This is a genomic window from Amycolatopsis sp. VC5-11 (assembly GCF_037034185.1).
GTDB classification, from domain to species: domain Bacteria; phylum Actinomycetota; class Actinomycetes; order Mycobacteriales; family Pseudonocardiaceae; genus Amycolatopsis; species Amycolatopsis nivea.
Genome location: NZ_JBAGKF010000002.1, coordinates 403,747 through 424,355 on the forward strand (window position 1 = coordinate 403,747; position 20,609 = coordinate 424,355).

The following is a 20,609-nucleotide window of genomic DNA, read 5'->3' on the forward strand; positions in this document are numbered from 1 at the left end:
AAACTACGGCAACCCATTGACACCATGGGGTTCATCGGGCTTATGTTAATGGCCATTAGCACCTACTGGCCGGTATAGTCGGCCGCGAGATACACCGCAGTGTCCATCCATGCCGCTTCGCGGAGGAGTTGTTCAGTGAGTAGCGAGGCCTACATCTACGAGGCGTTGCGCACGCCCCGGGGCAAGAACAAGGGCGGTGCCCTGCACGGCACCAAGCCGGTCGACCTGGTGGTCGGCCTCATCCAGGAGCTGAAGGTCCGCCACCCGAACCTCGATCCGCAGGCGATCGACGACATCGTGCTCGGCGTCGTGTCCCCGGTGGGCGAGCAGGGCGCGGACATCGCGCGCACCGCCGCGCTCGTCGCGGGCCTGCCGCAGACCGTCGCGGGCGTGCAGCTCAACCGGTTCTGCGCGTCCGGGCTCGAGGCCACGAACGTCGCGGCGCAGAAGGTCCGCTCCGGCTGGGACCAGCTGGTCATCGCGGGCGGCGTGGAGTCGATGTCGCGCGTGCCGATGGGTTCCGACGGCGGCGCGCTGTTCATGGACCCGGCCACCGCGTACGACCACTACATCGCCCCGCAGGGCATCGGCGCGGACCTGATCGCGACGATGGAGGGCTTCTCCCGCGAGGACGTCGACGCCTTCGCGGTCCGCTCGCAGGAGAAGGCCGAGGCGGCCTGGTCCGGCGGCTACTTCGCGAAGTCCGTGGTGCCGGTCAAGGACATGAACGGCGTCACGATCCTCGACCACGACGAGCACCGCCGTCCGGGGTCCACTGTGGAGGGTCTGGCGAAGCTCAAGCCCGCCTTCACCACGATCGGCGAGATGGGCGGCTTCGACGCCGTCGCGCTCCAGAAGTACCACCAGGTCGAGAAGATCGACCACGTGCACACCGGCGGCAACTCGTCCGGCATCGTCGACGGGTCGGCCATCGTGCTGGTCGGTTCCGAGCAGGCGGGCAAGACCTTCGGCCTCACGCCGCGGGCGCGCATCGTCGCCACCGCCTCGATCGGGTCCGAGCCCACGATCATGCTGACCGGTCCGACGCCGGCCACCGAGAAGGTGCTGAAGACTGCGGGTCTGACCCCGGACGACATCGACCTGTGGGAGCTCAACGAGGCGTTCGCGTCCGTCGTGCTCAAGTGGCAGAAGGACCTGAACCTTCCGGACGAGAAGATCAACGTCAACGGCGGCGCGATCGCCATGGGCCACCCGCTCGGCGCCACCGGCGCGATGCTGGTCGGCACCGTGGTCGACGAGCTGGAGCGCCGCGAGGCGCGCCGGGCGCTGGTGACGCTGTGCATCGGCGGCGGCATGGGTGTCGCGACCATCATCGAGCGGGTGTGAGGACCGAGATGACCGAGAGCAAGACCATCCGCTGGGACAAGGATTCCGACGGCATCGTCACGCTGACCCTGGACGACCCGGACCAGTCGGCCAACACGATGAACCAGGCCTTCCGCGAGTCGCTCGCCGCGACCGTGGACCGGCTCGAGGCGGAGAAGGACGACATCACCGGTGTCGTGCTCACCTCGGCGAAGAAGACCTTCTTCGCCGGCGGCGACCTGCGCGACCTGATCCAGGCGAAGCCGGAGCACGCGGCGGAGATCACCGCGTCCAGCGGCGCGATGAAGAGCCAGATGCGCCGGCTCGAGCAGCTCGGCAAGCCGGTCGTCGCGGCCATCAACGGCGCGGCGCTCGGCGGCGGCCTCGAGATCGCGCTCGCGACGCACCACCGCATCGCGGCCGACGTCAAGGGCAGCCAGATCGGCCTGCCCGAGGTCACCCTCGGCCTGCTGCCCGGCGGCGGCGGCGTGGTCCGCACCGTGCGGCTGCTCGGCATCCAGAGCGCGCTGCTGAACGTCCTGCTGCAGGGCCAGCGGATGAAGCCGCGCAAGGCGCTGGAGATCGGCCTGGTGCACGAGGTCGTGGACACCGTCGACGAGCTGGTGCCCGCCGCGAAGGCGTGGATCAAGGCCAATCCCGAGGGCGGCGTGCAGCCGTGGGACGTCAAGGGCTACAAGATCCCGGGCGGCACCCCGTCGAACCCGAGCTTCGCGGCGAACCTGCCCGCGTTCCCGGCGAACCTGCGCAAGCAGCTCAAGGGCGCGCCGATGCCCGCGCCGCGCGCGATCCTCGCCGCCGCGATCGAGGGTTCGCAGGTCGACTTCGACACCGCGATCCAGGTCGAGACGCGCTACTTCGTGAGCCTGGCCATCGGGCAGGTCTCGAAGAACATGACCAAGGCGTTCTTCTTCGACCTGCAGACGATCAACTCCGGCGGTTCGCGTCCGGACGGGTTCGAGAAGTTCACCGCCAAGAAGGTCGGCGTGCTCGGCGCCGGAATGATGGGCGCCGCGATCGCCTACGTCTCCGCGAAGGCGGGCATCGACGTGGTCCTCAAGGACGTCTCGCAGGAGGCGGCTGACAAGGGCAAGGGCTACGCGGTCAAGCTCGAGGAGAAGGCGCTCTCGCGCGGCAAGACCACGCAGGAGAAGTCGGACGCGCTGCTGGCGCGGATCAAGCCGACCGCCGACCCGGCCGACTTCGCCGGCGTCGACTTCGTCATCGAGGCCGTGTTCGAGAGCGTCGAGCTGAAGCACAAGGTGTTCGGCGAGATCGAGAGCATCGTCAACGCGGACGCGGTGCTGGGTTCCAACACCTCGACGCTGCCGATCACCACCCTCGCCGAGGGCGTGCAGCGCACCGAGGACTTCATCGGGATCCACTTCTTCTCGCCGGTGGACAAGATGCCGCTGGTCGAGATCATCTGCGGCGAGAAGACGTCGCCCGCCACGCTGGCGAAGGTCTTCGACTACACGCTGCAGATCCGCAAGACCCCGATCGTCGTCAACGACAGCCGCGGCTTCTTCACCTCGCGGGTCATCGGCACCTTCATCAACGAGGCCGTGGCCGCGCTGGGCGAGGGCGTCGAGCCGGCGTCGATCGAGCAGGCGGGTTCGCAGGCCGGTTACCCGGCTCCGCCGCTGCAGCTGATGGACGAGCTGACCCTGACGCTGCCGCGCAAGATCCGCGCGGAAACCCGCGCCGCGATCGAGGCCGCGGGCGGCACCTGGAACGCGCACGCGTCCGAGGCCGTCATCGACACGATGCTCGACAAGTACGACCGCAAGGGCCGTTCCACCGGGGCGGGCTTCTACGAGTACGACGAGAACGGCAAGCGCACCGGTCTGTGGCCGGGCCTGCGCGAGGCGTTCAACTCGGGTTCGGCGGACGTGCCGTTCGAGGACCTCAAGGAGCGCATGCTCTTCGCCGAGGCGCTGGAAACGGTGAAGTGCTTCGACGAGGGCGTCCTGACCTCGATCGCGGACGCGAACATCGGGTCCATCTTCGGCATCGGTTTCCCGCCCTGGACCGGTGGCGTGATCCAGTACATCAACCAGTACGAGGGCGGCCTGCAGGGCTTCGTGGACCGGGCCCGCGAGCTGGCGGCGCGGTACGGCAGCCACTTCGAGCCGCCGCAGTCGCTGGTGGAGAAGGCCGCCAAGGGCGAGATTTACGAGTAAAAAAGAATATTCTCCGCGGGGCCGCTCCGGTTTTTCCGGGGCGGCCCCGTTTTTCATGTCTATTCAGGACGATTTCTGCTGTTTTCGTAAGGTGATCAAGGAATGGTGGTCCGCGGTCGCTCAGCGTGAACTCGGGTCGTCCGGACGGCTGAACCCGGACTACTCGAATGGCCGCTGTCCGAGGGCAGAAACCCTTGGCATGGCGGCATAATTCCGGGACCCCTCCCCTGAGCCGCGTGGTTTACTTCGGCATGGACCAGACGGTGGCAGTCGCGGGGGAGCAGCTCGCGTTCGCTGGTGCGGATCGGCTCGTCAAGCTCATCGGGGCGCTTTACCAACGACCTCGAAGCGGCGACCGGCCGCGGGAATTGCTGGACGACGGGGAATGGCGTCCCGGTTATCACCGGGAGCGCGCCGGGCGGCGCGGGCTGCCCATGGTGTGCCTCGTCGGCGACGCGCGTGCGGGCGTGCTCAAGGAGCTGGCGTCCCGGCTGCAGAACGCGGAACCGGCGGGCACCGTGCGTTCGGTCTATCTGCCCCTCGCCGATCGGCCGGACACCGATTCCGCCGCCGAGGCGACCAAGGAGAGCGTCGACGCCGTGCGCGACCTGCTGTGGCACGTCCGCAACAGCCTCGTCCGCAGTGGCCGCACCCGGGAAAGCAGGTTGCGGTTCCGGCTGTTCACGCTGGTCGATCAGCTCATGGCGAAGCAGTTTCCGGACGGCGACACCGATCCCGAACGCACCCTGTTGCGCGAGCTGCAGGAGAACGGCCTGCTGGTCCGCTTCCGCTCGGCCATCGACAGCGTCAGCCGCGAGCTGGTGCCGCAGCATCCGGCGTGGCGGTTTCCGTTGCTGCTGCTGCGGTTGCTGACGTTCGGCACCTTCCGGCTCGCGGTCACCGGGCGCGTGCCCGGGCTGTCCGGGCGGTACCGGTGGTTCCTGCGCCAGCCGCATCTCGCACCGGAGATGTCCGGCAGTTTCGTGCGCTTCGCGCTGCGGCTCACCGACGGCGAATGGCAGAAGGAATCGCCCGAGTACGTCGCGCGGCTGCTGGTCAACGCGTTCCTGGAAGACCTGCGCCGCGAGTACCGGCTGCGGCCGTGGCAGTTCTGGCGGCGGCGCCGGATGACCTATCCGGTGCTGCTGCTCGACGAGGTCGGTCCCGCCAACGGCGGTTACCGGCTGCTCCGGCTGATGAACGACGTCCGCAACCAGGTCGGCCTCTTCGACCCGCTGCTCGTGGTGAGCGCGAGCCAGGCCCCGCCGCCGGACGCCGCGCCGAGCGAGGACCGGCCGAAGTACCACGCGACCGACGCCGCCGGTGCGTACCGGGTGTGGCAGAACCGGCTCAGCGCGGACCGGCGCGCTCGCCGCCCCACCGCTTGGTACCTGCCGATCGGGCTCGACGTGCCGCAGACGGAGGCCGAGGAAACCGAGGTACGCAAGCGAATGCTGGCGCTCGGCGAGCACTACGACCTGTCCGGCGGACGCGGGCGGGCGGCGTGGTGGACGACGCGCTGGATCCGCGCCGGGGTGCCCGCGGTGGTGCTCGCGCTGGTCGCCGCGTTCGCCGTGGTGCGTTATCAGTCCTTTCTGGACAGTCACTGCGGCACGTCGAGCGAGTGGCTGAGCCGGGTGGACGACCAGTGCGTCGGAGTGTCCGACGGCACCTTCACGCTGTTCTCCCCGGTCGACAAGGAGGGGACGATCCAGCAGGTCGAAGCCGTGGTCGCGGACCAGAACCGGCGGGCCGAGGAACTGCACCAGCAGCATCCGGAACGGCCGTACATCACGCTGGTCGACCTGGAGGCGCTGACGTCGTCGAACGGCACCGCCGAGGGACTCACCGCGGAACGCGAATCGCTGGAGGGCTTCGCGGTCGCGCAGTCGCGGCAGCTCGACGCGACCGCGGCGGCCGAACCGATCGTGCGCATGCTGATCGCCAACGGCGGCAAGGGAATGCTCCAGGGCGCGCAGGTCGCGCGCACCCTGCTGGAGATGGCGAAACAGGATCCCAGCATCGTCGGCGTGGTCGGACTCGACATGAGCAGCGAGCCGACCGCCACCACGATCCGCGCACTCGGCGACGCGGGCATCCCGGTGGTCGCCGCGACCCTCACCGCCGATCAGCTCGCGGACCAGAACCCGATCTACTTCCAGGTCGCACCGCAAAACCGCCGGGAAGCCGCGGTGACCGCGGCCTTTGCCGCCCAGCGCCCCGGCCCGCGCTCGCTTCGCATCTATTACTCCGACGACGACACTGACTTCTACAGTCCCAATCTTCGCGACAATCTGCTGAAAGAGTTCAAGGACAAGGGTTTCGCGGTCGAAGCACGCGCCTTCGTCCCGGACGAAGGGCAAAAAGCGAGGTCCGCGCATCTCCGCTACGGCGACCGGCTCGTAGGCAACGCGGGTGCCGCCGGGCGCGACAGCTGCTCCTACGACGGGTACGCGTTCTTCGCCGGCCGAGGCGTCCCCGATTTCGGAGCGTTCCTGGCTGGGGCCGCACAATGCGGCAGCACCGCGACGATCATCGGCGACGACGACGTCGCGCGTTTCGTCGCCGACTCCGTTGCGCGAGAAGATCATCGCGCGCTGCCGTACTACTATTTCGCGCTCGCGAACGCGCCGGCCACACCCGCGAAAGGTCTCGCGCGTGACTTCTACTCCACGCTCAATGCCAAGTTCTCCTTTGAACACACCGAAAAAGGCCGCTCGTTCGACGGTCACGCCGCGCTGTCCTACGACGCCGCACTGGTGATGATCACCGCGACCGCGTACCTGCGGGAGACGTCGTCGAAAATCCCGGTCACCCCAGGTGCGGTGTGGCGGGAGATCGCCGCGATCCACACCTCGCGGCCGGACGCGAACCAGATCAACAAATACATCGAGGGGGTGAGCGGAACCATCGACTACGGCGGTGACATCGGCAGGCACGTCCCACAGGACAAACCGCTCGCGGTACTGCAGGTCCAAGGCGGAGAAGTCGACCCGGCGCTACAGGGCTTCTGCGGCAAGTCGGTCCTGCGAGCCCCGGACCCGTGGTGTCCCGCGGACGGCTGAGCCCGCGGGCGCGTGAGACGATGCCCACGGAGGAGCCGATGACTGCCGAAGAGCAATTGCCCGTCCTGGACGAACATCGCGTCACCGTGCCCGCCGACGCCGAGACCACCTGGCGCGCGGTCAATCAGGTCGCCGAACGCTTCTCCGGCAGGTTGGCCACCGCGTACGCCTGGGCGGTCCGCTGCGCCGATTGGAAGGCAACCGGTCCGCGTCCGCTCGCGGAAGGATCCACCGTGCCCGGCTTCCGAGTCGTGGTCGCCGAACCGCCGTACCAGCTCGCGCTGGCTGGACGACACCGGTTTTCCGAGTACCGCCTCACGTTCCGGCTCGAATCCGTCTCCGCCGCAGAGACCGTGGTCCGCGCCGAAAGCCGGGCCCGGTTCCCCGGGGTGGCCGGAGCGGGCTACCGCTTGCTCGTCGTCGGAAGCGGCGGACATGTTTTCGGCGTGCGGCGAATGCTGGCGACGATTTCCCGGCTCGCGGAGGACTGACTCGACGGTTGCGTTTCGCGTTCTCCTCGCTGTCGGGCGGCGCGACCGCCCAGTGCAACGACGGCACCTACAGCTACAGCCAGCACCGTTCCAGCACCTGCTCCGATCACGGCGGCGTCGAACAATGGCTGTGAACCCCACAACCCAAGCGAGCATTGGGCCAAACGGACCAGTCCGCTAAGTCGGATCGATCACGAACCGCCCGTTCTGCGCGCCGCGCCCGGTAGCGTGCGAATCCGGTACGGCATACGGAACGGGGGACGTGGTGGCGCGGGCGGGTTCGGGGCCGATCATCGTGGTGCTCGCCTCGTGCGGGCTGGTCGCTTCGTTCATGCAGACGCTGGTCATCCCGTTGATCCCGGCGTTCCCGAGACTGCTCGACACCACGCCGACGGACGCGTCGTGGGTCGTCACCGTCACGCTGCTCGCGGCGGCGGTGTGCACGCCGGTCGCGGGGCGGCTCGGCGATCTCTACGGCAAACGCCGCGTGCTGCTCGTGAGCCTCGCTGTGCTGATCGCCGGATCCGTGGTCTCGGCGCTCACCAGTTCGCTCGCGTTGATGATCGTCGGCCGCGGGTTGCAGGGCTGCGCGATGGGCGTCATTCCGCTCGGCATCAGCATCATGCGCGACGAACTGCCGCCGGACCGCGTGAGCGGCGCGATTTCGCTGATGAGCGCGACGCTCGGAGTCGGCGGTGCGATCGGGTTGCCGGTCGCGGCGATCGTGGCCGAGCACGCCGACTGGCACGTCCTGTTCTGGGGCGCGGCCGGGCTCGGGCTGGGGTGTGCGCTGCTGATCCTGCGGTTCGTTCCGGAATCGCCGGTCCGCACGCCCGCGCCGTTCGATTTCCTCGGCACACTCGGGTTGATCGTCGGTCTCACCAGCCTGTTGCTGCCGATCGTGAAGGGCAGCGAATGGGGCTGGGGGAGTCCGGCGACGCTCGGGTTCGCCGCGACCGCCGTGGTCGTTCTCGCGGCCTGGGGCTGGTACCAGCTGCGTCGGCGTGACCCGCTGGTCGATCTGCGCGTTTCGGCGCGGCGGCCGGTGTTGTTCACGAACCTCGCGTCGGTGCTCGTCGGCTTCGCGATGTACGCGATGTCGTTGTCGTTCCCGCAGTTGCTGCAGGCACCGTCGGCGACCGGCTACGGACTCGGGCTCAGCATGGTCGAAGCCGGTCTGTGCCTCGCGCCGAACGGCCTGGTCATGATGGCGCTGTCCCCGGTCTCCGCGCGGCTGACCAACCGCTACGGCGCGCGCGTCACGCTCATGACCGGCGCGACCGTGATCGCGGTCGGCTACGTCTTCGCGATTTTCCTGATGGCCAACGCGGTCGAGCTGATCATCGCGTCGGTGATCATCGGGGCAGGTGTCGGCATTGCTTACGCCGCGATGCCCGCGCTGATCATGAGCGCGGTGCCGGTCACCGAAACCGCGTCCGCGAACGGGCTCAACTCGCTCATGCGGTCTGTCGGCACGTCGACGTCCAGCGCCGTGATGGCCACGATGCTCGCCCACCTGACGATCACCGTCGGCTCGTTCACCGTGCCCTCGCTCGCGGGTTTCCGCGCCACGTTCGCGGTCGCCGCGGTGGCGGCGGTGGCCGGGCTGGCGTTGACCGCGGTGGTGCCGCGGTTCCGTGCCGCCAGCCCGGAACTCGCCGGGGTCTAGAGCAGCGGCGGAACGGCCGCGTCGATCAGGTGCGGCCCCGGTTCGGCGACTGCGCGCCGGAACTGTTCGGCCAGCTCCTCCGCGGTCGTCGCCCGGGTCGCCGGAACGCCCATGCCTTCGGCGATCTTCACGAAATCCAGGTCCGGCCGGCCGATGTCCAGCAGGTCCTTCGCGCGCGGCCCGTCGCCGGACGCGCCGACGCGCTGCAGTTCCATCCGCAGAATCGCGTACGCGTTGTTGTTGAGCACCACCGTGGTGACGTCGAGGTTCTCGCGCGCCTGCGTCCAGAGCGCGGAGATCGTGTACATCGCGCTGCCGTCGGATTCGAGGTTGATCACCGGCCGTCGCGGAGCCGCGATCGCCGCGCCGACAGCCACCGGCATCCCGTAGCCGATCGCGCCGCCGGTCAGGGTCAGCACGTCGTGCCGAGGCGCGCCCGCGGTCGCGGCGGGCAGCATGAGACCGGACGTGTTCGCCTCGTCCACGATGATCGCGTTCTCCGGCAGCAGCGCGCCGATCACGTCGACCCAGTTCTGCACGGTGAGCGGACCGCTCGGCAGCTCCGGCCGTCCGGCCTCCTGCAAAACCGGCTCGGTGTCCGCGGCGACCAAGGCGGCGACCGCCTCCAGCGCGGCCGGGACGTCCTGCCCGACGTTCGCGAGGACGTGGACGTCCGCGCCTTCCGGAGTCAGCTCGCTCGGCATGCCGGGGTAGGCGAAGAACGACACCGGCGCCTTCGTGCCGGCGATGATCAGGTGCTTGATCCCGTCCAGCTGGTACTTCGCCTGCTCGGCGAGATAGCCCAGCCGTTCGATGTTCGGCAGGCCGGCACCGCGTTCCAGCCGCGCCGGGAACGTCTCGGCGAGCACCTTCACCCCGGTCGCGGCCGCGATCCGGCTGGCCGCGCGCAAACCGGCTTCGCGGCAGGCGGACCCGCCGATCAGCAATGCCACCGGCTCACCGCTGCCGAGCACGTCCGCGATCTTCTGCACGGTCGTCGAGTCGACCGTCTGCGGGACGCGCGGCGGGATCGGCTCGCACGTTTCGCCGCCCTCGCCCCACGACGCGTCGGCGGGAAGGATCAGCGTCGCGACCCGGCCCGGGGCGTCCTGTGCCGCCGCGACCGCCGCCGCGGCGTCCGCGCCGACGTCCTTCGTGTGCCCGGACCGGCGCACCCAGCCCTCGAGCGAGCCCGCGATGGCGTCGATGTCCGACTCCAGCGGGGCGTCGTACTGCTTGTGATAGGTGGCGTGGTCGCCGATCACGTTGACCACCGGCGTGTGCGCGCGCCGCGCGTTGTGCAGGTTCGCCAGGCCGTTCCCGAGCCCGGGACCGAGGTGCAGCAGCGTCGCGGCGGGCTTGCCGGCGACCCGCGCGTACCCGTCCGCGGCACCGGTCACGACGCCCTCGAACAACGCGAGCACCCCGCGCATCTCCGGTACCGAATCGAGCGCGGCGACGAAATGCATTTCCGACGTGCCGGGGTTGGAAAAGCACACGTCGACCCCGCTGTCGACGAGCGTGCGGATAAGGGACTGGGCGCCGTTGAGCGTGCTCACTGTGCTCACTTTCCGGTTTGCGCGAACAGAACGCCGGGGTTCAGGATCCCGGCCGGGTCGAAGCTTTCCTTGACCCGGCGCAGCAGATCGAGCTTCGCCGGGTCTTCGAGTTTGGCGTAGTACTTGGTCTTGGTGCGGCCGAGGCCGTGCTCGCCGGAGATCGCGCCGCCGAGTTCGTACGCGTAACCGAAGATGTCGGTCAGCAGCTGCGAGCGGGTGTCCGGGTCCTTGCAGAAGATCGCCAGGTGGACGTTGCCGTCGCCGGCGTGCCCGCAGCCGATCGCGCCGCCGCCGGCCGCCATCGCCAGCTCGCGGGCTTTGGCCAGGAACTGCGGCATCGCGGTCCGCGGCACCACCACGTCGATCACGTCGTCCGCGCCCGCGGCTTTGGCGTTCCAGAAGGCTTTTTCGCGGGCTTCGATGAGCTTGCGGGCGGCTCCGCCTTCGAGCACGTACGCGTCGATCGCGCCGAGTTCGGTGAGCAGTTCGCCGAGCGCTTCGACGTCCTCGCCGAGCCGGTCGGCCACCCGGTTCTCCAGCGCCACGGCCAGATACGCCTGGGTCCGGTCGCGGATTTCCGCCGGGACGCCCAGTTCGAGCTTGTCGTTGTAGACCATCGCGGCCATCGTCATGTTGTCGATGTACTCGAGGATCTGCGGGGCGAGACCGCTCGCGGCGATCTTCGGCACGGCCGCCATCACCTGCTCGAAATCGTCGAACGGGGCCAGCACCGTCGCGCCGTGCGGCAGCCGGGGCTGCAGCTTCACGATCACCTCGGTCACCAGCGCGAGCGTGCCCTCCGAGCCGATGATCAGCTGGGTGAGGTCGTAGCCGCTGGAGATCTTCGACATCCGGCCGCCGACGCGGATGATCTCGCCCGTCGCGAGCACCGCCTGCAAACCGGAGACGTTGCCGCGGGTGATGCCGTAGCGGATCGCGCGCATCCCGCCGGCGTTGGTGCCGACGGTGCCGCCGACGCTCGCGCTCAGCTCGCCGGGATAAACGGGGTAGGTGAGGCCGTGTTCGGCGGTCTTCGCGTCGAGTTCGGCCAGCGTGACGCCCGGCTGGACGACGGCGACGTGGTTGCCGGTGTCGATCTCGAGCACCGAGTTCATCCGCTCGAACGAGACGAGCAGCCCGCCTTCGACCGGCCGCGCCGCGGCGGACAGCCCGCTGCCGGACCCGCGCGCGGTCACCGGGACGCCCTCGGCGGCGGCGATCTTCACCAGCGCGGAGACCTCTTCGGCGGTGGCGGGTTTCGCGACGTACGCCGGTTTCTGCCCCGGCGTGCTGAGCGCCTCGTCGTGCGCGTAGTCGTCGGAAATCGCGTCACCGGTCAGCAGGTTCCCCGCTCCGACGGCCCCCGCCAGCTGTGCAGCGATCTCGCTCATGCCACTCCCTCGTGCGCGCGTGCTTCGTGGCCGCAGCCTAGCCGTTCTGGTCCGAGGCTGGCCATGAATAGTTTTCACGTTAGCCGACGCGGGCACGAAAAAGGCCACGCCGCGCGCGTGGCCAGGAAGGGGGGAGAACCCAAGCAGGGACCGGCCCGCGCCAACAGGCCGGCCCCTGGGTTAATCCTCGGTGCCGGTCAGACGAGCCAGCCGAGCACGTGCGCCAGGTGCGCGAGCAGACCCGAGATCAGGTCGTGGCCGTGGTGCACGTGCTGGGTGAACATCTGCATTGAGGGGCTCCTTGTTCGGATTGTTCTTCCTTGGTGCTCTCGCGAGGAGCCATCGCAGATTTCCACCGGCCCGCTCGCGGTGTCAAAACGCGGATTTCCCTGTGCTGGCAAGGGATCGGCGGCCGGGGAATCTTCCCATGTTAAACATGTAAGGCTTTCGGGTTTGCCGCCGGGGGTGCACTGTGGACTCTTCGCCACGGTTCGTAGCGAACCTCGGCGTCGATCACCCTGGGTAGCAGACGCGCACTGCGGCAACCGGGCGGCGCGGCCCCTCGAAACGGTGAATGCGAAGCCACGATTGGTGAGTTGCCGAGGTTCACACCGCCGGGTGATCATCAGGGCTGAATCCCTTGTCCGGCCGCGAATCTTGGGCCGCGCTCATGATCGCGGAGGGTTAACCCGGCTTCACTCCGGAGGGACAATCCGGCCCGATCCGGGCAAGCGAAAGGCCGGTCCCTCCGCAGCGGAGGAACCGGCCCTGGAGCGACTGTCAGTCAGCGCGGGCGAACGACAGAGTCTCGCCTTCCACGCCGCGCAGCCACAGATCCTGCGCGGCCTCGGCCATCTCGGACAGGCCCTCCTCGATCGTCGCGAACACGTTGCCGGGCACCCAGCCCGCGTCGCCGTTGATCAGCAGGTTGTTGCGGCCGTAGAAAATCGCGAGATCCGTGGCACCCTGGTCGCTGTGCGCCTCGCTGCCCTCGTCGTAGCCGTACGCCGGATTGCCGATTTCCCATGCCTCGAATCCGAAGTAGACGACGTCGCCCGGAATCGGGGTGATGGTCGGGTTCTCGCGGCCCGGCTTGGGTTCAGCGAAGGGCGGCACGAGCGTGTAGACCTCGTTGCGCGCGTACTTCGCGTGGTAGGCCGAACCGCTCTGCGGCAGCGCGTCCCACACCGCCTTGCAGGTGCGCGGTGCTTCGTCGTCGAGCAGCCGGGCGCGGCAGGTGACGCCGCGCTTGTCGAGGCTGATGGTGATGTAGCGCGCCATGCTTCAGCTCCCCGTGACCGACGTGACGACCTCGCCCCAGATGCGCAGCGCGTCGTCGACTTGTTCCGCGTTGACGACGAGCGGCGGCACCATGCGCACGACGTTCGAGTACGCGCCACAGGTGAGCAACAGCAGTCCGCTCTTGGCAGCTGCCTGCTGCGCGGCCTGCGCGGTGGCCGTGTCCGGTTCGCCGTCCGCTGTCGTGAACTCAGTGCCCACGAGGAGCCCGAGACCGCGTACGTCGCCGATAGCCGGCGTCTTGTCCGCGATGACGCGCGCGCCCTCGAGAAGCTGACGGCCACGCTCCGCGGCGTTCTCGACCAAGCCTTCGTCCTGAATGACGTCGAGCGTCGCGATCGCCGCCGCGCACGACACCGCGTTGCCGCCGTACGTGCCGCCCTGCGACCCCGGGTACGCCTTCGCCATCAACTCTTCCGAAGCGGCAATGCCCGAAAGCGGGAAGCCGCTCGCGAGGCCCTTCGCGATCAGCACGACGTCCGGGTGGACGTCGAAGTGGTCGTGGCCCCAGAACTTGCCGGTGCGGCCGAATCCGGCCTGCACCTCGTCGAGCACCAGCAGGATCCCGTGCCGGTCGGCGCGTTCGCGCAGCCCGGCCATGAACTCGGTGTTGGCCGGGACGTAGCCGCCCTCGCCGAGCACCGGCTCGATGAAGAACGCGGCCGTCTCGTTCGGCGCGGAGACGGTCTGGAAGAGGTAGTCCAGCTCGCGCAAGGCGAACTTCGTCGCGGTCTCCTCGTCCCAGCCGTAGTGGTAGGCGTACGGGAACGGCGCGACGTGCACGCCGGACATCAGCGGCGAGATGCCCGCGCTGAACCGCGTGCCGGAGGTGGTCATGGTCGCGGCGGCGACCGTGCGGCCGTGGAAACCGCCCTGGAACACGATGACGTTCGGCCGCTTCGTCGCCTGCCGGGCCAGCCGCAGCGCGGCCTCCACGGCCTCGCTGCCGGAGTTCGCGTAGAAGAGCGAATCGAGCCCGGACGGCAGCACGTCGCCGAGCTTGCGGGTCAGTTCGAGCAGCGGTTTGTGCATGACTGTCGTGTACTGGCCGTGCACGAGCTTGCCGATCTGCTCGCGCGCGGCTTCGACCACGCGCGGGTGGCAGTGGCCGGTGCTGGTCACCCCGATGCCCGCGGTGAAGTCGAGATGACGTTTCCCGTCCACGTCGTAGAGGTAAACCCCTTCACCGTGGTCGACGACGACGGGCGTTGCCTGCTTGAGCAGCGGGGAAAGCTGGGCCATGCGGCGCCCTCCTGGGTGCGGGTGGAGACGGTTGTCGATTGTTGACAATATCCATAGCATGAGTTCGGGACAACAGGAACAGGAGCGAGCTGGATGAGCGGGATCACCGAGAACGGCGTCGTGAGCGCGGTCGGCAAGGAACTCTTCATCGGCGGCAAGTGGGTCTCCGCGCGCAGCGGCAAGACCTTCGACGTGCAGGACCCCTCCACCGGCGAGGTGCTGTGCCAGGTCGCGGACGCCGGGCCGGAGGACGGCCTCGCGGCGCTCGACGCGGCCGTCGCGGCACAGGCCGACTGGGCCGCGGTCGCCCCTCGGGAGCGCGGCGAGATCCTGCGCCGCGCGTACGACAAGCTCATCGAGCGCCGCGACGAGCTGGCGCTGCTGATGACGCTGGAAATGGGCAAGCCGCTGGCCGAGGCCGCCGGGGAGATCACTTACGCCGCCGAGTTCTTCCGCTGGTTCGCCGAGGAGGCGGTGCGGATCGACGGCGGCTACGCGGTGGCCCCGAACGGCAACGGACGATTCCTGATCACGCGCCAGCCGGTCGGACCGACGCTGCTCATCACGCCGTGGAACTTCCCGATGGCGATGGGCACGCGCAAGATCGGCCCGGCCGTCGCCGCGGGTTGCACGATGGTCATCAAGCCCGCCGCGCAGACGCCGCTGTCGATGCTCGCGCTTACCCAGATCCTCGCCGACGCCGGACTGCCCGAAGGCGTGCTGAACGTCGTCACCACCAAGGACGCGGGCGGCGTGATGGAGCCGCTGATCCGCGACGGACGCGCGCGCAAGCTGTCGTTCACCGGCTCGACCGGGGTCGGGCGCAAGCTGCTGGAACAGTGCGCGGAGAAGGTGCTGCGCACGTCGATGGAACTGGGCGGCAACGCGCCGTTCGTCGTGTTCGACGACGCGGACCTGGACGCCGCGGTCGAGGGCGCGATGCAGGCGAAGATGCGCAACATCGGCGAGGCGTGCACCGCGGCCAACCGGTTCTACGTGCAGCGCGGCGTGGCCGAGGAATTCTCCCGCCGGCTCACCGAGCGGATGCAGGCGCTGCCGATGGGCCGCGGCACCGACGAAGGCGTCGTGGTCGGCCCGCTCATCGACGAGGCCGCGGTGAAGAAGGTGACCGAACTGGTCAAGGACGCCACGGACAAGGGCGCGCGGGTGCTCACCGGTGGCTCGCGGGTCGACGGTCCCGGGCACTTCTACCCGGCCACCGTGCTCACGGACGTTCCGGTGGACGCTCGGCTGGCCAGCGAGGAAATCTTCGGCCCGGTCGCGCCGATCACCCCGTTCGACACCGAGGACGAGGCGGTCGAGAAGGCCAACGACACCGAATTCGGCCTGGTGTCCTACCTGTTCACCAGCGACCTGAAGCGCGCGCTGCGGGTGTCGGAACGCCTCGAGGCCGGGATGATCGGCCTCAACCAGGGCATCGTGTCCAATCCGGCGGCCCCGTTCGGCGGCGTCAAGCAGTCCGGTCTCGGCCGCGAGGGCGGCACGGTCGGCATCGAGGAATTCCTGGAGACCAAGTACATCGCGGTGAACCTGTGACCCATCGGATTGCGAGCATCCCCGGCGACGGGATCGGGGTCGACGTCACGATCGAGGCGCGCCGGGTTCTCGACGCCGCCGCGGACAAGTACGGATTCTCCTTGGAATGGACCGAATTCGACTGGAGCTGCGAGCGGTACGCGAAGACCGGCGCGATGATGCCCGAGGACGGGGTCGAGCAGCTGTCGGGGTTCGACGGCATCCTGCTCGGCGCGGTCGGCTTCCCCGGCGTCGCGGACCACGTTTCGTTGTGGGGCCTGCTGATCCCGTTGCGGCGGGCGTTCCAGCAGTACGTCAACCTGCGCCCGGTGCGGCTGCTGCCGGGGACGTCCTCGGTGCTGGCCGGGAGGAAGGCCGACGAGCTGGAAATGGTGATCGTCCGCGAGAATTCCGAGGGCGAGTACTCGGAAATCGGCGGGCGGCACAACGCCGGGCGGCCGGACGAGTTCGTGCTGCAGGAGTCGGTGTTCACGCGGGTCGGGGTGGAACGGATCATCCGGTACGCCTTCGGACTCGCGCGCACGCGTTCTCAGCACGTCACGTCGGCGACGAAGTCCAACGGGCTGATCCACTCGATGCCGTACTGGGACGAGATTTTCGCGGAAGTCGCGGGCCAGTACCCGGACGTCCGCGCGGAACAGTGCCATGTGGACGCTCTCGCCGCGCGGATGGTGCAGGCTCCGGACCGGCTCGACGTGGTGGTGGCGTCGAACCTGTTCGGCGACATCCTGAGCGACCTCGCGGCCGCGATCACCGGCGGACTGGGCATGGCCCCGTCCGGAAACATCAACCCATCAGGTGAGTTTCCGTCGATGTTCGAGGCGGTCCACGGCAGTGCTCCGGACATCGCCGGGCAGGGCATCGCGAACCCGGTCGCACAGATCCTCGCCGCGGCGATGCTGCTGGAGCACCTCGGGGAAACCGTTGCCGCACAAGCGATCCGCGCCTCGGTCGACGAGGTGCTGACCGCGGGCGAAACGCTCACCCCCGACCTCGGCGGAACCGCTACCACAACCGCGCTCGGCACCGCGGTGGCCGCTTCGCTCCGCTGATTTTTCGTCGGTGCCGCGCGGTTGACTCTTCCCTGACCCGCCGACGGGTCCCCGAGGGGAGGAGGAGCCGATGTGCCAGAGGTGCGAGGAACCGGAAAGACCGGAGGAGCAGTACCTGATCGAGGTGCTCGACGAGATCAGGGAGCACGGCTGGTGCGTCCAGGGCGTGCTGGGAACAGGTTCCCGGCCGCCCTGGGCGTACACCGCGGGCCTGACCGTACAGGGCCTGCCCGAGCTGGTTGTCACGGGATTGCTGCCACACCAGGCAGTGCGGCTGCTGAACGCCGCGGCCGAACACTCGCTGCACGCTGGCCCGCCGGTGCCCGGGCAGCAGTGGCTGCTGCCTCGGTTGCCGCGGGTGGAAATCGTCCAGCTCAGTGCTCCGGCGGCGCACCTGGACATCGCAGTGTGCTGCTATGGCACGGGAATCGAAGCCAGACAGCTCGTGTACGCCGACTCGGCGGGCTGGTTCCCGTGGTCTCCGCAGTACAACTCCGGCCGCGGCGGACAGCCCGTGCTGGGGGTGCGTCGTGCGTGAGTTTTTCTTGCTGTTTCAGGGTTTTCCGTGCCGGCGGCCGGTAGTGTCGAAGCATGCCCGAACTGCTGGCCCCCACCGTCCGCCTGCACTGCTCGTGGCTGGAAGCGCATCGCGAATGGGGCCCGGGCTTGCACGAGGACGGCTTCGGCCTGTCCGCGTCGGATCAGGTCGATTCTCCTGCTGGCTTCGCCGCCTGGGTCGGTTCCTTGGCCGCGGACCGCGCTGTGTACCGCTGGCTGGTCGAGGACGGAGAGGTGCTCGGCGGAATCGCCCTGCGCGCTGGACCGGCCTCGTACGTTCGGTGGGCTGGGCACCTCGGCTTCGGCCTCCGTCCGTCCGCACGCGGCCGCGGTCTCGCTTCTTGGGCATTACGCCAGATGCTGCCCGAGGCCCGGCGGCTGGGTTTGCCTCGCGTGCTCTTGGTGTGCGAGGGGGAGAACCTGGCGTCCGCCAAGACGATCGAACGCGCGGGCGGTGTGCTGGAGGAAACCCGTCAGACCGACCACGGGCCGGTGCGGCGGTACTGGATCACGCTGGAGTCGTCGGCGAGCTGAGCCGCATCTCCTGGTCGCCACGGCGGAGCGGTGCCGACTTAGCCATTCCGTTGCTGCTGCTCGCATTGCCCGGCGGCGCTTCCGGCTTCGTGCTGCACCGGTTCGCCCGCGAGGAACGGACCGCCGTGCGGTTCGCCACCACGGGGGCAAGCGGTCCGGTCAGGTGCGGAGACGACCGCGTCGCCATCCGCCGAGCGCGGATTGCGTGTGCTCATGCGGTAATGGCGCAACGCGGGGTGCGTGCAGGCGTGCTTCCTGCGGTGCGGGGGAGGAGAAGCGGCCGTCCGGAAAACCCGCCCGCCTCACTCCGAAACCGCGACCCCGCCCTTCAGGCTCCGTCCCGGAAGCAACCGGCTGATCGCGTCCTCCATGTGCGCGTCCAGCAGGTGCAGCGCCGTCTCCTCGTCGTCCGACCGAAGGGCTTCGATGATCCTCGTGTGCTCCTCCAGCCGGTCCTCCACGCCCTGATACGTGCTCTGCAGCAGGGTCAGGCACATTCGCGTCTCGATCAGCAGCGTCCGGGCCATCCGCACCAGTCGTTTGCTGCCGGAGGCGTTGATCAGCGCCTCGTGGAAGCGCAGGTCAGCCTCCGACAGCGCGGCCGGATCGTCCGCGGCCGCCGCCATATCGGCCACGTTCTGTTCCAGCATCGCCGCCACTGCCTCGCGGTCGCCGCGGAACGCGCACAGCAGGGCGGCCCGTTCGACCGCCGAGCGGGCGAGGTAGATGTCGAAGACATCCTCCGGTTCGAGGTCGATCACGAACAGGCCCCGGTGGCGTTCGCTGCGCAGCAAACCCTCCGACACGAGATGCTGCATCGCCTCGCGCAGCGGGCCGCGCGAGACCTGGAAGCGGGCGGCCAGGTCGGTTTCGCCGAGCTGGGTGCCCGGCGGCAGCGCGCCGGTCATGATCGCGTCGCGCAGCTGGCGCGCGATCACGGCGGCGGTCGATTCCCGGCTGACCGGCTCTATGTCCGGCAGTGCAACCACGGGTCAGCCCCTCGTCCGGAACAACGCGCCCAGCGAACGCACCAGCCGGGTCGTGCCGGTCAGGCGCAGGCCTTCCCACACGGTCACCTGGTTGGCGGTGAGTACCGGCTTGCCGAGCTTCGCCTCGATGTCGGTGATCTCGCCGAGCGTGCGCATCGCGGTGTCGGGCACCAGGACCGCGTCGGCGTCCGGGTGGTCGTGGCTCACCGCGAGGTCCACCACGGCCTCGGGGGCGAGCTGGCCCACCTCGGCGGCGGTGTCGATGTCGGCGCTCGACATCGAAAGCACCTCGACGCCTCCCGCGGCGAGGAAGTCCACGAACAGCCGCGCGACGTCGTCGGGGTAGCTCGCGGCCACCGCGACTCGTTGCACGCCAAGGGCTTTCGCCGCGTGCACGAAGGCGAACGACGTGCTCGAGGCCGGCACTCCGGCGGCCTTGGCGAGCTGGTCGGCCTGGTTGCGCGCGCCGTCCCAGCCGTACACGAAGCTGCCGGACGTGCACGCCCACACCACCGCTTCCGGCTGGTGTTTCGCGAGCAGCCGCGCGCCTTCGGCGAGCCGGGCTTCGCTGCCGAGGTCGAGCAGTTCCGGCACGGCGTGCAGGTCGGTGCCGTAGATGTGCGCGACCGGCAGGCTGATGTCGCCGTCGGAGCCGCCGAGAAGCTGTTCCGCGAGCGGGTAGTCGTCCTCGGCCGCGTGGTCGGGGTAGATGAAGCCGATCGTGGTCACGAAACCTCCGGGATGCGCAAATTGTCGACAATATTAGCGGGACTGGTCAAGACACCTCCCGCAGCCACTGGCCGGGTCCCACGATGGGCAGCTGCATCCGGCGCAGGCACGCCCACATCGTCAGCTGGTTGGCGGTCAGCACGGGTTTGCCGAGCGCCTTTTCCAGCGGTTCGATCAGGTCGAACGTCGGGAGGTTGGTGCAGCTGACGAAGATCGCCTCGGCGTCGCGGTGGTCCGCGGCCAGGATCCGCTCGGCGATGGTGCGGTAGCTGACCTTCCAGATGCCGCCGCCGAGTCCGAGGTGGTCGCTGGACACCGTGGTCACGCCGACCTCGCCGAGAAAATCGTGGAGTTTGCCGGTGAGGTCGGCGTCGTAGGGCGTGAGCACCGAGACCCGGTGCAGGTCGAGCTGGTGCAGCACCTCGACCAGCGCCCCGGACGTGGTGACCGCGTCGGGCGCGCCCGCGTCGCAGATCGCCTTGGTGAGGGAGCGTTCGTAGTCGATGCCGTTCACGAAGCTGCCCGAGGTGCACAGGTACGCGACCACCTCCGGCTCCACGTGCAGCACGTCGCGCGTGGCCGCGGCGAGGTGCCTGCTGTCGCTCACCAGCTGCGCCATCTCCATGCTCACCGGAACCGGTTCGTAGGGGGTGCGGGCGAGATGCAGCGACACCTCCATCGGCACCCAGCGCCACAGCTCGCGCTCGAGCGCGAGGTCGAACGGCGCGATCACGCCGATGCCGCGCTGGGCGAGCGGGCCCTCGAACGCGAGGAAGTCCAGATCCAAGGTTCAGCCTCCGGAATACGCCTGTGCCGATGCCCGTCCGGTGCTCCGGGGGTGGTCCTCGGATTGTTGACAATCATACGAGCCACTTTTACCGTGTCAATCGTGACCGCTCCGGAAAACCCCGTACTGGCAGTGCTCTGCGGGGCAGACCATCCACCGG

General features: G+C 69.0%; 17 protein-coding genes. 10 read left to right on the forward strand and 7 right to left on the reverse strand.

Annotation, left to right across the window (positions count from 1 at the left end; translation table 11 throughout):
• The first annotated feature begins 135 nt into the window (after nucleotides 1–135).
• The 6 genes from WA670_RS09185 to WA670_RS09210 all read left to right on the forward strand — a co-directional run bounded on the left by WA670_RS09185 (nucleotide 136) and on the right by WA670_RS09210 (nucleotide 8,752).
• Complete coding sequence (locus WA670_RS09185) at nucleotides 136–1,347, forward strand: acetyl-CoA C-acetyltransferase (protein ID WP_037817122.1); 1,212 nt, start codon at nucleotides 136–138, stop codon at nucleotides 1,345–1,347.
• Nucleotides 1,348–1,355: 8 nt separating this feature from the next.
• Nucleotides 1,356–3,527 (forward strand): 3-hydroxyacyl-CoA dehydrogenase NAD-binding domain-containing protein, encoded by a 2,172-nt coding sequence (locus tag WA670_RS09190; protein ID WP_037817120.1) that lies wholly within the window; start codon nucleotides 1,356–1,358, stop codon nucleotides 3,525–3,527.
• A gap of 236 nt (nucleotides 3,528–3,763) precedes the next feature.
• Complete coding sequence (locus WA670_RS09195) at nucleotides 3,764–6,592, forward strand: hypothetical protein (RefSeq protein WP_336157506.1); 2,829 nt, start codon at nucleotides 3,764–3,766, stop codon at nucleotides 6,590–6,592.
• A gap of 38 nt (nucleotides 6,593–6,630) precedes the next feature.
• Complete coding sequence (locus WA670_RS09200; protein WP_336157509.1) at nucleotides 6,631–7,083, forward strand: hypothetical protein; 453 nt, start codon at nucleotides 6,631–6,633, stop codon at nucleotides 7,081–7,083.
• Between the two features lie 8 nt (nucleotides 7,084–7,091).
• On the forward strand, nucleotides 7,092–7,217 hold the full coding sequence (locus tag WA670_RS09205; protein ID WP_442893084.1) for a DUF3761 domain-containing protein: 126 nt from the start codon (nucleotides 7,092–7,094) through the stop codon (nucleotides 7,215–7,217).
• Between the two features lie 56 nt (nucleotides 7,218–7,273).
• Entirely contained in the window at nucleotides 7,274–8,752 is a 1,479-nt protein-coding gene (locus tag WA670_RS09210; RefSeq protein WP_336157681.1) for an MFS transporter, read from the forward strand.
• Here WA670_RS09210 and WA670_RS09215 read toward each other — a convergent pair.
• The 4 genes from WA670_RS09215 to WA670_RS09230 all read right to left on the reverse strand — a co-directional run bounded on the left by WA670_RS09215 (nucleotide 8,749) and on the right by WA670_RS09230 (nucleotide 14,243).
• The gene (locus tag WA670_RS09215) at nucleotides 8,749–10,311 is read right to left on the reverse strand and encodes an acetolactate synthase large subunit (protein WP_037817115.1); all 1,563 of its coding nucleotides are present in this window, start codon (nucleotides 10,309–10,311) and stop codon (nucleotides 8,749–8,751) included. The two genes, WA670_RS09210 and WA670_RS09215, sit on opposite strands and share 4 nt — an antisense overlap.
• Nucleotides 10,312–10,316: 5 nt before the next feature.
• Nucleotides 10,317–11,702 carry an FAD-binding oxidoreductase gene (locus tag WA670_RS09220; protein ID WP_134669775.1) on the reverse strand — a complete coding sequence of 462 codons (1,386 nt, stop codon included), beginning with the start codon at nucleotides 11,700–11,702 and terminating at the stop codon, nucleotides 10,317–10,319.
• A 780-nt stretch (nucleotides 11,703–12,482) separates the two neighbouring features.
• The gene (locus tag WA670_RS09225; RefSeq protein ID WP_037817111.1) at nucleotides 12,483–12,983 is read right to left on the reverse strand and encodes a DUF3830 family protein; all 501 of its coding nucleotides are present in this window, start codon (nucleotides 12,981–12,983) and stop codon (nucleotides 12,483–12,485) included.
• A gap of 3 nt (nucleotides 12,984–12,986) precedes the next feature.
• Entirely contained in the window at nucleotides 12,987–14,243 is a 1,257-nt protein-coding gene (locus tag WA670_RS09230; protein WP_037817109.1) for an aspartate aminotransferase family protein, read from the reverse strand.
• Nucleotides 14,244–14,336: 93 nt separating this feature from the next.
• On the opposite strand from WA670_RS09230, the gene WA670_RS09235 reads away from it, so the two are divergent.
• The 4 genes from WA670_RS09235 to WA670_RS09250 all read left to right on the forward strand — a co-directional run bounded on the left by WA670_RS09235 (nucleotide 14,337) and on the right by WA670_RS09250 (nucleotide 17,944).
• Nucleotides 14,337–15,800: an NAD-dependent succinate-semialdehyde dehydrogenase gene (locus WA670_RS09235; protein ID WP_037817107.1), complete on the forward strand. Its 1,464-nt coding sequence runs from the start codon at nucleotides 14,337–14,339 to the stop codon at nucleotides 15,798–15,800.
• Nucleotides 15,797–16,852, forward strand: a complete 1,056-nt coding sequence (locus tag WA670_RS09240; protein WP_336157510.1) for a tartrate dehydrogenase — start codon at nucleotides 15,797–15,799, stop codon at nucleotides 16,850–16,852. Before WA670_RS09235 ends, WA670_RS09240 begins: the two co-directional genes overlap by 4 nt.
• Before the next feature lie 70 nt (nucleotides 16,853–16,922).
• Nucleotides 16,923–17,390 carry a DUF4262 domain-containing protein gene (locus WA670_RS09245; protein WP_336157511.1) on the forward strand — a complete coding sequence of 156 codons (468 nt, stop codon included), beginning with the start codon at nucleotides 16,923–16,925 and terminating at the stop codon, nucleotides 17,388–17,390.
• 53 nt (nucleotides 17,391–17,443) lie between these two features.
• Nucleotides 17,444–17,944, forward strand: a complete 501-nt coding sequence (locus tag WA670_RS09250; RefSeq protein WP_336157512.1) for a GNAT family N-acetyltransferase — start codon at nucleotides 17,444–17,446, stop codon at nucleotides 17,942–17,944.
• A 302-nt stretch (nucleotides 17,945–18,246) separates the two neighbouring features.
• Here the strand turns inward: WA670_RS09250 and WA670_RS09255 are convergent, their stop codons facing one another.
• From WA670_RS09255 to WA670_RS09265, 3 genes are read right to left on the reverse strand one after another with little or no spacing between them, the layout of a single operon-like run.
• On the reverse strand, nucleotides 18,247–18,933 hold the full coding sequence (locus tag WA670_RS09255) for a GntR family transcriptional regulator (RefSeq protein WP_043832787.1): 687 nt from the start codon (nucleotides 18,931–18,933) through the stop codon (nucleotides 18,247–18,249).
• A 3-nt stretch (nucleotides 18,934–18,936) separates the two neighbouring features.
• Nucleotides 18,937–19,662, reverse strand: a complete 726-nt coding sequence (locus WA670_RS09260; protein ID WP_043832785.1) for a maleate cis-trans isomerase family protein — start codon at nucleotides 19,660–19,662, stop codon at nucleotides 18,937–18,939.
• A 46-nt stretch (nucleotides 19,663–19,708) separates the two neighbouring features.
• Nucleotides 19,709–20,449, reverse strand: coding sequence for a maleate cis-trans isomerase family protein (locus WA670_RS09265; RefSeq protein WP_037817095.1), 741 nt, complete (start codon nucleotides 20,447–20,449; stop codon nucleotides 19,709–19,711).
• Nucleotides 20,450–20,609 lie beyond the last annotated feature (160 nt).

Excerpts from the sequence above, each read along its gene's own strand:
- WA670_RS09190 (WP_037817120.1), top strand. The coding sequence starts at position 1,356 with ATGACCGAGAGCAAGACCATCCGCTGGGACAAGGATTCCGACGGCATC.
- WA670_RS09200 (WP_336157509.1), top strand. The coding sequence starts at position 6,631 with ATGACTGCCGAAGAGCAATTGCCCGTCCTGGACGAACATCGCGTCACC.
- WA670_RS09220 (WP_134669775.1), bottom strand. The coding sequence starts at position 11,702 with ATGAGCGAGATCGCTGCACAGCTGGCGGGGGCCGTCGGAGCGGGGAAC.
- WA670_RS09225 (WP_037817111.1), bottom strand. The coding sequence starts at position 12,983 with ATGGCGCGCTACATCACCATCAGCCTCGACAAGCGCGGCGTCACCTGC.
- WA670_RS09230 (WP_037817109.1), bottom strand. The coding sequence starts at position 14,243 with ATGGCCCAGCTTTCCCCGCTGCTCAAGCAGGCAACGCCCGTCGTCGTC.
- WA670_RS09235 (WP_037817107.1), top strand. The coding sequence starts at position 14,337 with ATGAGCGGGATCACCGAGAACGGCGTCGTGAGCGCGGTCGGCAAGGAA.
- WA670_RS09245 (WP_336157511.1), top strand. The coding sequence starts at position 16,923 with ATGTGCCAGAGGTGCGAGGAACCGGAAAGACCGGAGGAGCAGTACCTG.
- WA670_RS09250 (WP_336157512.1), top strand. The coding sequence starts at position 17,444 with ATGCCCGAACTGCTGGCCCCCACCGTCCGCCTGCACTGCTCGTGGCTG.